The sequence below is a fragment of the Peribacillus psychrosaccharolyticus ATCC 23296 genome (assembly GCF_000305495.1).
Lineage (GTDB): Bacteria > Bacillota > Bacilli > Bacillales > DSM-1321 > Peribacillus > Peribacillus psychrosaccharolyticus.
This window is the reverse complement of the sequence record NZ_AJTN02000191.1, coordinates 1-13,078: the sequence shown is the minus strand read 5'-3', so window position 1 is coordinate 13,078 and position 13,078 is coordinate 1. Positions and strand designations below refer to the sequence as shown.

The window sequence follows — 13,078 nt, the reverse complement described above, 5'->3', positions numbered from 1 at the left end:
GTGCATACCGGCACCCGTTACCAAAAATGATGAAGAGCGTACATATGTGTACGAATTAGGGTGGTACCGTGGACTGGTTATGAAGCCTTTTCACCCCTTGAACCTTGCGAAAGCAAGTCTATTAGGGTGGGGGGCTTTTTTATATGAAAAAAATCGCTTAACCGGTGAAATGATGTAGAGGAGGTCTTTAAATGACTGAGAAAGCACTCCTGACTAACAGGGAGAAAGTAAAAGTAGAAAAAAGCGGAGCAGACTTTTTAATGGATGCTCTCAAGAAGCAAAATGTAGACGTTATATTTGGTTATCCTGGTGGAGCTGTATTGCCAATCTACGACAAGCTTTATAGCTCAGGTCTCTTTCATATTCTTACCAGACATGAACAAGGTTCCATTCATGCAGCTGAAGGCTATGCGAGAGTAACTGGTAAACCTGGTGTAGTTATTGCAACATCAGGACCAGGAGCAACGAATGTTGTAACGGGGATTACCGATGCAATGATTGATTCACTTCCCCTCGTCATTTTCACTGGGCAAGTTGCTACAAGTGTAATTGGTACGGATGCTTTTCAAGAAGCGGACGTACTCGGGATTACTACACCTATAACGAAACATAATTATCAGGTCAGGAAGACAGAAGATATTCCTAGAATTGTTAAAGAAGCCTTTCATATTGCGTCCAGTGGCCGGCCGGGCCCAGTCTTAATTGACATACCAAAGGATATTGCCATCCTGTCAGGCTTTGCAGATGAAGATCCAGAAATGGATTTACCGGGCTATCAGCCAACCGTTCAGCCAAATCATCTTCAAATCAGAAAATTGGTTGAAGCTGTGAGCTCTTCGGAAAAGCCAGTCATTCTTGCAGGTGCGGGAGTCCTCCATTCTAAGGGTGCTGATGAATTAAAGACCTATGCCCAGCAACAGGGAATTCCGGTCGTGCATACCTTACTCGGACTGGGTGGATATCCAGCAGATCATTCCTTATTTATTGGGATGGGCGGCATGCATGGTTCATATGCAGCAAACATGGCTTTATCAACCTGTGATTTACTGATTAATATTGGGGCGAGATTTGATGACCGGCTGACAGGAAACTTAAAGTATTTTGCTCCGTATGCGACGGTTGCACATATCGATATCGATCCTGCTGAAATTGGTAAGAATATACCAACGAAGATTCCAGTCGTCGGCAATGCAAAAGAAGCACTTACAGACTTGATTGCACAAGACGGGAAAAAACCGGAAGTAACGAAGTGGATTGAAACCATTAACGCTTGGAAAAAAGACTTTCCATTATGTTATCGAAATGATACAGGGGCTTTAAAACCGCAAAAAGTAATCGAACTTTTACATCAATACACAAATGGAGAAGCCATTGTGGTCACTGATGTCGGGCAGCATCAAATGTGGGCTGCACAATACTATCCCTTCAATAAACCGCATGCCTGGGTAACATCGGGTGGACTTGGTACAATGGGATTTGGATTGCCAGCAGCAATTGGCGCCCAAATTGCAGAACCAGAAAATATAGTAATCTCCATATCTGGGGATGGTGGATTCCAAATGACAAACCAAGAGCTGGCAGTCATTGCTGAAATGAACCTGCCAATCAAAATTGTGATTATTAATAATCATGCGTTGGGAATGGTTCGACAGTGGCAGGAAATTTTCCATGAGAAACGATATTCTCACAGCACATTCCAGACCCAGCCGGATTTTGTAAAACTTGCTGATGCATATGGAATTCCGGGCTTTAAAGCTACAACAGAGGCTGAAGCAATTGTCTTAATAGAAAAAGCAGTGACGATGAATGGGCCGGTTCTTCTCGATCTTCACGTGGAGCCTGAAGAAAACGTCTATCCGATGGTTTCGCCAGGAAAAGGTCTGCATGAAATGGAAGGAGTCAAGCAATGAAAGGAATTATAACCCTAACGGTAAACAATCGTCCGGGTGTGCTGAACCGGATTACTAATCTATTTACAAAAAGGAACTATAACATTGAGAGTATGACAGTAGGACCATCCGAGCAAGAAGGAATATCACGTATGACTGTTGTAGTTCATGTGGAAAATGAGCATGTGATTGAACAGATGACCAAACAATTAAATAAACAGATTGATATTTTAAAAGTGAATGATATTTCAAACCAATCCATTGTATCGAGAGAGCTCGCCTTAATCAAGGTAATGGCGACAAGCCAGAATAGAGCGGAGATTAATAGTTTAATTGAACCGTTTCGAGCCGCTGTTATTGACATTAGTAAGGACTCATTGACTATTCAAATTACGGGTGAATCCGAAAAAATCGGTGCCTTTATAGAGTTAATGAAGCCATACGGCATTAAAGAATTAGCCCGTACCGGCACCACTGCTTTTCCGCGGGGAACCCAGCGAACTAGCAATAAAAGCTTAACTATAGTTTGAAAATACTAAATATTAAAAATAAAACTAAAATGATGATAAAAAAGGGAGAGATTTTATAATGGCAAAAGTATATTACAATTCAGATGCAAATCAAAATTATTTCACTAACAAACAGGTAGCGGTAATCGGCTATGGTTCACAAGGTCATGCTCACGCCCAAAATTTACGCGACAGCGGTGTTGACGTTATTATCGGAATCAGACAAGGGAAATCATTTGATCAAGCAAAAGCAGATGGCTTTAACGTTTATACAGTAGAAGATGCAGCGGCCCAAGCTGATGTAATCATGATTCTTCTTCCAGACGAAACTCAGCCGAAAGTCTATGAACAAGATATCAAAGCTGGACTACAAGCAGGAAATGCCTTGCTTTTCGCTCATGGTTTCAATGTACATTTCAGTCAAATCGTTCCGCCTGCAGATGTTGATGTGTTACTAGTAGCACCAAAAGGACCTGGGCACCTTGTTCGCCGTACATATGAACAAGAAGCAGGTGTACCAGCTCTGTTCGCTATCCATCAGGACGTAACAGGTGAAGCAAAAGAATTAGCTCTTGCGTATGCAAAAGGCATCGGAGCCTTACGTGCAGGTGTTCTTGAAACAACCTTTAAAGAAGAAACAGAAACTGACTTATTCGGTGAACAAGCCGTACTATGCGGGGGAGTGACATCACTCGTAAAAGCTGGTTTTGAAACATTAACAGAAGCTGGTTATCAGCCGGAAGTTGCCTACTTTGAATGTTTGCATGAATTAAAACTAATTGTTGACTTAATGTACGAAGGCGGCTTAGAAAACATGCGCTATTCTATTTCTGATACAGCACAGTGGGGCGATTTTGTATCCGGACCTCGTATTGTAAATGAAACGGTTAAGGGTGAAATGAAGAAAGTATTGAAAGATATCCAAGATGGGGAATTTGCAAAAGGCTGGATCCTTGAAAACCAAGCTAACCGACCTGTCTTTAATGCTGTGAACCAAAGAGAAAATCAACATCCAATCGAAGTGGTAGGTCGTGAACTACGTAAAATGATGCCATTTGTCAAACAACAACAAACTAAGAAAGAAGTGGTGACTGTTGCGAAAAATTAATATTTTCGATACGACACTTAGAGATGGCGAGCAATCCGCTGGCATTAATCTAAATTACTCGGAAAAATTAGAGATCGCCTTTCAGTTAGAACGCTTAGGTGTTGATATCATTGAAGCTGGCTTCCCAGCTGCTTCAAAAGGTGACTTTGGTTCCGTTCAAGAAATTGCGAATAAAATCCGTCATGCATCCGTAACAGGACTTGCGCGTTCTGTTCAAGGGGATATTGATGCAGCCTGGGAGTCATTAAAGGGCGGTGCAGAACCAAGATTGCATGTGTTCATTGCTACTTCACCGATTCATCGTGATTATAAATTGAAGCTTTCTAAAGAACAAGTGATTGAAACGGCCGTTCAGACTGTGAAGTATGCGGCAGAGCGTTTTCCAATTGTCCAATGGTCAGCTGAAGACGCAAGCAGAACAGAACTTGATTACTTGGTTGAAATTGTTGAAGCCGTCATTCAAGCTGGTGCACGCGTGATTAACATTCCAGATACAGTCGGCTATGCGGCACCACAAGAATATGGAGCTATATTTAAGCACCTTCGTGAACATGTTCCTTCTATAGATAAAGTAAATTTATCTGCGCACTGTCATGATGATTTAGGAATGGCAATTGCAAATTCACTGGCAGCCATTGAAGGCGGAGCCAATCAAATTGAAGGCACGATAAACGGAATTGGTGAACGTGCAGGAAATGCTGCTCTTGAAGAATTAGCCGTAGCGTTGCGAATTCGCTCTGATTTCTATCAAGCAAAAACAGGTTTAACACTAAATGAAATTAAACGGACCAGCGATTTAGTTAGTAAGTTAACCGGATTTGCAGTTCCGCCAAACAAAGCGATTATTGGCCGAAATGCCTATGCACATGAATCAGGTATCCATCAGGACGGCGTTTTAAAGGAAAAAACAACGTATGAAATCATTTCTCCAGAACTTGTCGGTGTATCGTCGAATGCACTTGTCCTTGGTAAGCACTCTGGGCGTCATGCATTTAAAGATCGCTTGAAAACGTTGAAGCTTTCTGTTTCAGATGAAGAAAGCAATCGTTTATTCATTCAATTTAAAGAATTGGCTGATAAGAAAAAAGAAATGACCGACGAAGATTTGGTTGCCCTAGTACTTGAAGAGAAAACGTCGAAGGATGATCGATTCTTCGAACTTGATTCCATGCAAATCAGCTATGGCACAAACCAAGTTCCGACAGCGACGGTCCGGCTGAAAAAAGGCGAAGAGGATACCATTAGTGAAGCAGCTACTGGCGCTGGGAGTGTTGAGGCGCTTTATAATACGCTTGAACGGTGTATTGGAAGCGAAGTGAACTTACTCGATTACCGAATCCAATCAGTGGGTGCAGGCAGAGACGCTTTAGCTCAAGTATTTGTCACGATTCGTTACCAAGGAACTGAAACAAGAGGCAGAGGATTAGACCAAGATGTATTGGAAGCTTCAGCTAAAGCTTACTTGAATGCAGTAAACCGTGTAATTTACTTAACTGAGAAAGAACCAATTTTACAATAAAAAAGCAAGGGAAGGGGAGATTTCGATGAAACGGAAAATAGCAGTATTGCCGGGAGATGGAATAGGTAGAGAAGTAACACGAGGTGCCGTCGAAATCCTCGAAGCTGTTGGACAACAATTTGGTCATGACTTTGAGTTTCATTTTGGCGAAATAGGCGGGAGTGCCATTGACCGAACTGGTTCACCGCTTCCAGATGAAACAGTCGAAATGTGCAAGAGCAGCGATGCGGTTCTATTAGGTGCTGTAGGAGGACCGAAATGGGATCAACAGCCGTTGCATTTGAGGCCTGAACGCGGCTTACTTAAAATCCGCAAGGACTTGCACCTTTATGCCAATCTTCGACCAATTAGTTATTATTCGAGTTTATCGGAATCTTCTCCCTTAAAAAAAGAAATAATTGAAGGCGTAGATTTATTAATTGTCCGGGAATTAACCGGTGGCTTATATTTTGGAAAGCCAAGTGAACGTACAACGTTAGACGGCAAAGAAGCAGTTGTGGACACATTGTTTTACCAGAAGTCAGAAATTAAACGAATTATCGAACTAGCTTTTAAACTGGCTTCCACAAGAAGGAATAAGGTCACATCTGTTGATAAAGCAAATGTCCTTGAATCCAGTCGAATGTGGCGGGAAACGGCAGAAGAAGTAGCTAAGAATTATCCTGAGGTAGAGCTTGAACATATGTTGGTGGACAACGCTGCTATGCAGCTAATTCGTAATCCAAGACAGTTCGATGTTATGGTGACGGAAAATATGTTTGGCGATATTTTAAGTGATGAGGCTTCTGTATTGACTGGCTCGCTTGGTATGCTCCCTTCGGCCTCTGTTTCGGTGGATGGATGCAACCTTTACGAACCAATTCATGGGTCAGCTCCAGATATTGCAGGGAAAAACGTGGCGAATCCAATGGGGATGATTTTATCAGCTGCCTCCATGCTTCGATTATCGTTTGGATTAGAAAAAGAAGCAGACGCCGTTGAAAAAGCCGTTCAGAAAGTCCTTGATGCTGGGCTGCGAACCGGTGATCTGGCAAATAGCCCAATCAGAGGAGTATCGACCAGTCAAATGATAGCAGAAATCAAAGCGGCATTGCTGGACCAGGAAGCCATTTTAAATATCATGGGAGCATATGCGTAAATAAGACTTCTGAAAAGGCTGACTGCGCGTCAGCTTTTTTTCTAAACTGAACGAGCGAGTAGGAGGATGGAAGATGGGGAAATCAATCATTGAAAAAATATGGGATCGTCATATTGTTTCAGAAGAACAAGATAAGCCAGATTTATTATATGTAGATTTACATTATATTCATGAGGTAACATCACCACAGGCATTTGAAGGAATTAGAATGAAAGGACGTTCGGTAAGAAGACCAGAACGGACTTTTGCCACTATGGATCACAATGTTCCTACGGTGAACCGTTATTTCATTCAAGATGAGATTGCGAAGAAACAGCTTGATGCACTGGCTGCGAATTGTCAGGAATTCGGCATCCACCTAGCTGATTTAACTAGCAGCGAGCAGGGAATTGTTCATGTAATTGGACCTGAACTTGGACTTACCCAGCCTGGAATGACAATTGTTTGTGGTGATAGTCATACTTCGACACATGGTGCTTTTGGTTCGATTGCATTCGGTATAGGTACAAGTGAGGTCGAGCACGTCTTAGCTACTCAAACCATTTGGCAGACTAAGCCAAAAACATTAAAGCTTGAAGTGAACGGTGAACTCGGCTATGGTGTCACATCAAAAGACGTCATTCTTTATGTGATTTCGCGTTTTGGTGTGGATTTCGGGACCGGGCATATTATCGAATATTGTGGTGAAGTGTTCAGAAATATGTCGATGGAAGAGCGGATGACGGTATGTAATATGTCGATTGAAGGTGGAGCAAGAGCAGGGCTTGTCAGTCCAGATGATACGACATATTCATACATGAAAGGACGGAAGTATGCTCCGGAAAGCAGCGAATTTGATCGCTGTGTAGAAGAGTGGAGTCAGCTTGCTAGTGATGTGGATGCAGTTTATGATCGTGAAATAGTTCTTGATGGAAGTGAGATTCCGCCAATGGTTAGCTGGGGTACTAATCCTGGTATGGCTACTGGAGTCGATGGGTTTGTTCCGTCCATTACGGATGGTGTGATGGATTCTCGTGAGCTTGGCCGTGCGTTAGAATATATGGGCTTAAATGAAGGGATGGCCATTACGGATATTCCAGTACAACATGTTTTCATCGGATCATGCACGAATTCTCGAATTGAAGATCTTCGAAAAGCAGCGGCAGTACTATCCGGTCAACACGTTCATCCTGGAGTCCGGGCAATGGTTGTTCCAGGATCACAAAGTGTCAAGAAACAAGCAGAGGAAGAAGGTCTGGATGTACTATTCAAAGCAGCCGGCTTTGAATGGCGCGAATCGGGCTGCAGCATGTGCTTAAGTATGAACCCAGATGTCGTTCCAGCAGGCGAGCACTGTGCATCTACCTCAAACCGTAACTTCGAAGGACGGCAAGGTGCAGGAGCACGCACACACTTAGTCAGTCCCGCAATGGCGGCAACAGCTGCTTTATACGGTCGTTTTGTCGATATTAGAAAAAATGAACGGATTGCGGAACTAGTGCGCTAAGTTAGAAAATCAAGAAGGAGGTGCCATATGGAACCAATAACTATCTATACAGGACGAATGGCTGTCATGGACAGAAAAAATGTGGATACAGATCAAATTATACCGAAGCAATTTTTAAAACGAATCGAACGAAGTGGATTCGGTCAATATCTATTTTACAACTGGCGCTATGATGAACAAGGAAATGAGCGGCCTGACTTTGAATTAAATCAGCCGGAAAATAAAGGAACAAGTATTTTATTGGCTGGGGAAAACTTCGGATGTGGATCGTCAAGAGAGCACGCCCCGTGGTCGCTGCTCGACTTTGGCTTTCCAATTGTCATTGCACCATCCTTTGCGGACATTTTTAAAAGTAATTGTATGAAAAATGGGATGCTTCCAATCGCTTTGACTGAAGCTGAAGTAGACTATTTAATGACAGCGGCTGCAGGTGGTAAGTATGAACTGTCCGTCGATTTACCGAATCAGAAGGTTTCTGGACAAGATGGGTTTGAAACGCATTTCGACATCCATCCATATTGGAAGAAGATGCTTGTCAACGGCTGGGATGAAATCTCAATCACACTTCAATACGATGAGAAAATCACTGAATACGAAAATAGTAAACAAAGACTCTCTATATAATAGAAGAAAAATACCTGCTTATTGAGCAGGTATCAGTTAGTAGACAAAAGAGGTACGGAATGATTTCATTCCGTACCTCTTTTGCATTTTTTGGACCAAATAGGAACGCGGGAACAAGCAGGTTTAGTGTTACCATTTCAAGTTAGTTTTCGAAAATACTCCTTATCACCTCAAAAAATAGGTCTTTTACTTTTAAGTTTAGAAAGTCAGTTGATGGGAGTGTTGGCGTGAAGACTCCTGCGGGAACAGCGGGACAGGTGAGACCCCGCAGGAGCGTAAGCGTTGATGCGGCTCACCGCCCGCGGAAAGCGAAGCGCCTGGAATGGAAATCAACATCTCGATTTTAAATCTCATCCGAGTTTGTCTACAGTCTGAAATACCTGCTTATTGAGCAGGTATTTTTATGTGGAAAGTTTATATTGGTAAAATTTTGTGTTTGGAGGTTTTCCATGCTAAACTGTTTGTCAGTAAAGACAAAGGACAGGACGGAGTTGCTAATGGGCGGAAGAAACGAGGATAATTCAAACATCATTGCTTTTCCAAACCTCTGCAAAAGACTTGTCGACAAAGGGTTGGAGCGATTAGAGGTTAGAGATTTTAAAAAGGCAGCTGAATTATTTAGCCAAGCACGAGAGTTAGAACCAGAAAATCCAGATCTGAATATTGGGTTGGTTGTAGCACTTGTAGAGCTGAACGATTATGAGGAAGCTCGAGATTTATGTAAGGAACTGCTCTTTAAAGGGATTGGTGACTACTTCCAAGTAGTGACGATTTATTTAATGGTCCTCCTGCATTTAAATGAGCATCAAGAGATGGTCACAACGATAGAAGCGTTGCTTGAAGAGGGACATGTTCCATCTGATAAGAAAGATCACTTTGAGAATATGCTTCATTTCAGCAGACGAGCAATTGATGAACAAAAAGATCAGGAAGTACGTATTGAAGAAAAAATCCAGGAAGAGTTGGCTGAAGACGAAGGACTTTTTGAAAATAAGACAGATAATGAGCTGCTTGCCGTTGTATCTCGGTTATCGAAGGTGAATATTAGGCCGCATATGAATCAAATCAAGCTGGTTCTTGAGAATAGCCAAATCAGTCCGTTTGTGAAAACATTGCTGCTTAATATTTTGCAGGAACAGGAATACGATAAAGAGCTTACCATCTCAAAATTTTCTCAACAAATGAAGGTCATCCCGTCTACTCTTTCTGCCCCAAATGAAACAGACTTTTATCAGCATTCTGTTAAGTTGTTAGAAGAACACTTGGGTGACCGTGATCCGACTCTATTTGATATGGCGGTCAGTTTAATAGAGAGACAGCACCTCGTGATGTACCCCTTTGTACCTGAGAAGGCAGAATACAGCGGGTATGCGGCAGGGTATCATCTGTTAGCAGAGGAGTACCTGTATGGGGAATCTTCAATAGAGAGAATCGCTGAACTATACCAGGTAGATCAGGATCAAGCAGCAGAAAAGTTAAAGGTTTTAAAGGAAATTGAAGATTTTTCTTCCCCGATTATTTAGCCTATTGTTATTGAAACTAAGGGGACCTGTGTTATAATGTAGTGGTTGTAATGTAACGATTTTAGGAAAAACGACGGGTTCCTTGTAAATTGGGAATACCGGGGATGACTTGTTACGAATAGCAAGGCAGATTCATCCGTTGCTTATTCATGAAATATCATAGATTTTTTTGGAGGGAAACAAATGTCTGTAAATTGGGAAAAATTAGAAGGTAATCAAGGCGTTCTAACTGTAGAAGTAGACGCTGCTAAAGTTAACGAAGGTATCGACGCTGCCTTTAAAAAAGTCGTAAAACAAATTAACGTACCTGGCTTCCGTAAAGGTAAAATGCCTCGCCAAATGTTCGACAAAAAATTCGGCGTAGAATCATTATACCAAGATGCATTGGATATCATTCTTCCAGACGCATATGCAACTGCTATCGAAGAAGCAGGAATCAATCCTGTTGATCGTCCAGAAATCGACGTTGACCAAATGGAAAAAGGCAAAAACCTTATTTTCAAAGCTACTGTGACTGTTATGCCTGAGGTTAAATTAGGTGAATATAAAGGTCTTGAAGTAGAAAAAGTTAACACTGAAGTAACTGACGAAGATATCGATAACGAAATCAAAACATTGCAAGAGCGTCAAGCAGAGCTTGTTGTTAAAGAAGAAGGACAAGCAGCAATGGGCGATACAGTCGTTCTTGATTTTGAAGGCAGTGTTGACGGAGAACTTTTTGAAGGCGGAGCGTCTGAAAACTATTCTCTAGAACTTGGATCTAACTCTTTCATTCCTGGTTTCGAAGAACAAGTTGTTGGTCTTGAAACAGGAGCAGAAAAAGATATCGAAGTGAACTTCCCTGAAGAATATCATGCAGCTGAACTTGCTGGTAAGCCTGCAGTATTCAAAGTGAAAATTCACGAAATCAAATCAAAGCAGCTTCCTGAGCTTGATGATGAGTTCGCAAAAGATGTCGATGAAGAAGTAGAAACATTAGCAGAATTGAAAGAAAAAACTAGAAAAACGCTTGAGCATGATAAAAAGCACCAAGCAGAACACCAAGTCCGTGACACAGTTGTTGAAAAAGCGACAGCTAATGCAGAAGTAGATATTCCTGCAGTTATGGTTGAAAAAGAAGTAGAACGTATGATGAAAGATTTCGATCAACGTTTACAATCTCAAGGATTAAACCTAGAGCTTTACTTCCAATTCTCAGGTCAAGATGAAGAAGCTTTGAAAGCACAAATGCAAGAAGAAGCTGAAACACAAGTTAAAACTAGCTTGACTCTTGATGCAATTGCTACTGCAGAAAACATTGAAGCATCTGATGCTGATGTTGATGCTGAAATTGCAAAAATGGCTGAAATGTACAAAATGGAAACAGAAGCAATCAAACAAGCACTTGGAAGCCTTGAAGGCGTTAAAGGTGATTTGAAAATTGGTAAAGCAATCGACTTCCTTGTTGAAAACAGCAAGATCGTTGAAGCTTCAGCTGAATAATTCCATATACAATAGAAAAGAGACAAGGCGCGAGCAATCGTGCCTTGTTTTATACATAAAAGCATTATTTAAGCAGGGAAGATAAAAATTAATTTTTCTGACAAGTATAGATTGATTTTTTTTCCATTTAAGTGTAGATTAAATGCTAAGCCGCATATACATAAATAATTACATTCTCATTTTTATAAAAAGCTAAAGGTTTGGGAATGATGGTAAAGGGCAAATACATAGAGAATTATTTTAGGTTAATACCAGATGAACTACTTGGATGAAGCATTTTAATTACATTCCTGTCAGGAACATGATAAAATGCAAAGCATACAAGTATTCATTGGAGTTTTCGGCACTACTCCCAATGTTTAATAAAAGCTGAAGCATATCACTAAATATGCTTGGTATTAAAGGCAAGAATGTACAGATGTACAAGACCTATTAAATGTTCAAGGGGAGTACCGGTTTTAAGGACTGGACTTTACCACGTATAGATGTTGCAAAAGTATTTAAAGGGGTGAGTGAATATGTTTAAATTTAATGATGAAAAAGGACAATTAAAATGTTCTTTTTGCGGTAAAACTCAAGAACAAGTACGTAAACTTGTAGCAGGACCGGGTGTATATATTTGTGACGAATGTATTGAACTCTGTACAGAAATTGTTGAGGAAGAACTAGGTACTGACGAAGAAGTAGAATTTAAAGATGTACCGAAACCACGTGAAATTCGGACCATCCTTGATGAATACGTAATTGGTCAAGACCAAGCTAAGAAATCTTTGGCTGTAGCGGTTTATAATCATTATAAACGTATTAATTCCAGTTCGAAATCTGACGAAGTTGAACTTTCTAAGTCAAATATTGCTCTAATTGGACCAACAGGAAGCGGGAAAACCTTGCTTGCACAAACTCTTGCTCGTCTGCTGAATGTTCCATTTGCTATTGCCGATGCAACTTCATTGACAGAAGCTGGTTATGTTGGGGAAGATGTTGAAAACATCCTTCTGAAACTAATCCAAGCAGCAGATTATGATGTAGAAAAAGCTGAAAAAGGCATTATCTATATCGATGAAATCGATAAGGTAGCTCGTAAATCAGAAAATCCGTCTATTACTCGTGATGTTTCTGGTGAAGGTGTTCAGCAAGCACTCTTGAAAATTCTTGAAGGTACAGTTGCGAGCGTTCCACCACAAGGCGGACGTAAACACCCTCATCAAGAATTCATCCAAATTGACACAACCAATATTCTCTTCATTTGCGGTGGTGCATTTGATGGAATCGAACCGATTATCAAGCGTCGTTTAGGCCAAAAAGTGATTGGTTTTGGTTCAGATGTTAAAAAAGAGGATGTAAAAGAAAAGGAATTACTGTCAAAAGTACTTCCAGAAGATTTACTGCGTTTTGGTTTAATTCCAGAATTCATCGGCCGTATCCCGGTTATTGCTACATTGGAGCAATTAGACGAGGCTGCGTTGATCGAAATCCTAATCAAACCAAAAAATGCGTTAGTCAAACAATATCAAAAACTGCTTGAACTTGATGATGTTGAGCTAGAGTTTGAAGATGGTGCACTTACTGAGATTGCTAAAAAAGCAATTGAACGTAAAACGGGTGCCCGTGGTCTACGCTCAATTATCGAAGGAATTATGCTGGAGGTTATGTTCGACCTGCCTTCACGTGACGATATCGACAAATGTATCATCACAGCTGAAACAATTGCGGCTAACAAAGCACCTAAATTAGTGTTGAAAGACGGCACAATCATTAAAAAAGGCAAGAAAACATCAGCTTAATATCTCCAAAAAAGCC

General features: G+C 41.1%; 10 protein-coding genes and 1 other annotated feature (1 of these 11 cut by a window edge). All 10 genes read left to right on the top strand.

The features are described 5' to 3' along the window. Nucleotides 1-101 (top strand) — a binding site (T-box leader) (it extends 141 nt beyond the left edge of the window). Nucleotides 102-191: 90 nt separating this feature from the next. The 10 genes from ilvB (at nt 192) to clpX (ending at nt 13,062) form a co-directional block, all read left to right on the top strand. After that, nucleotides 192-1,910: an acetolactate synthase large subunit gene (gene ilvB, locus WYK_RS11045; RefSeq protein ID WP_051387450.1), complete on the top strand. Its 1,719-nt coding sequence runs from the start codon at nt 192-194 to the stop codon at nt 1,908-1,910. Beyond that, nucleotides 1,907-2,419, top strand: coding sequence for an acetolactate synthase small subunit (gene ilvN / locus WYK_RS11040; protein ID WP_040374556.1), 513 nt, complete (start codon nt 1,907-1,909; stop codon nt 2,417-2,419). The genes ilvB and ilvN overlap by 4 nt, the downstream gene beginning before the upstream one ends. A 58-nt stretch (nt 2,420-2,477) precedes the next feature. Next, on the top strand, nt 2,478-3,506 hold the full coding sequence (ilvC, locus tag WYK_RS11035; RefSeq protein WP_040374555.1) for a ketol-acid reductoisomerase: 1,029 nt from the start codon (nt 2,478-2,480) through the stop codon (nt 3,504-3,506). Beyond that, nucleotides 3,493-5,025: a 2-isopropylmalate synthase gene (locus WYK_RS11030; RefSeq protein WP_040374554.1), complete on the top strand. Its 1,533-nt coding sequence runs from the start codon at nt 3,493-3,495 to the stop codon at nt 5,023-5,025. The genes ilvC and WYK_RS11030 overlap by 14 nt, the downstream gene beginning before the upstream one ends. Nucleotides 5,026-5,050: 25 nt before the next feature. After that, complete coding sequence (gene leuB, locus WYK_RS11025) at nt 5,051-6,163, top strand: 3-isopropylmalate dehydrogenase (RefSeq protein ID WP_040374553.1); 1,113 nt, start codon at nt 5,051-5,053, stop codon at nt 6,161-6,163. Nucleotides 6,164-6,236: 73 nt separating this feature from the next. After that, nucleotides 6,237-7,649, top strand: coding sequence for a 3-isopropylmalate dehydratase large subunit (leuC, locus tag WYK_RS11020; protein ID WP_040374552.1), 1,413 nt, complete (start codon nt 6,237-6,239; stop codon nt 7,647-7,649). A gap of 27 nt (nt 7,650-7,676) precedes the next feature. Beyond that, on the top strand, nt 7,677-8,273 hold the full coding sequence (gene leuD / locus WYK_RS11015) for a 3-isopropylmalate dehydratase small subunit (protein WP_040374551.1): 597 nt from the start codon (nt 7,677-7,679) through the stop codon (nt 8,271-8,273). 449 nt (nt 8,274-8,722) lie between these two features. After that, nucleotides 8,723-9,796 carry a tetratricopeptide repeat protein gene (locus WYK_RS11010; protein WP_051387449.1) on the top strand — a complete coding sequence of 358 codons (1,074 nt, stop codon included), beginning with the start codon at nt 8,723-8,725 and terminating at the stop codon, nt 9,794-9,796. Between the two features lie 183 nt (nt 9,797-9,979). Next, a complete protein-coding gene (gene tig, locus WYK_RS11005; RefSeq protein WP_040374550.1) occupies nt 9,980-11,278 on the top strand; it encodes a trigger factor in 1,299 nt (432 codons plus the stop codon). Nucleotides 11,279-11,796: 518 nt separating this feature from the next. Next, complete coding sequence (clpX, locus tag WYK_RS11000) at nt 11,797-13,062, top strand: ATP-dependent protease ATP-binding subunit ClpX (RefSeq protein WP_040374549.1); 1,266 nt, start codon at nt 11,797-11,799, stop codon at nt 13,060-13,062. The last annotated feature ends 16 nt before the right edge of the window (nt 13,063-13,078 follow it).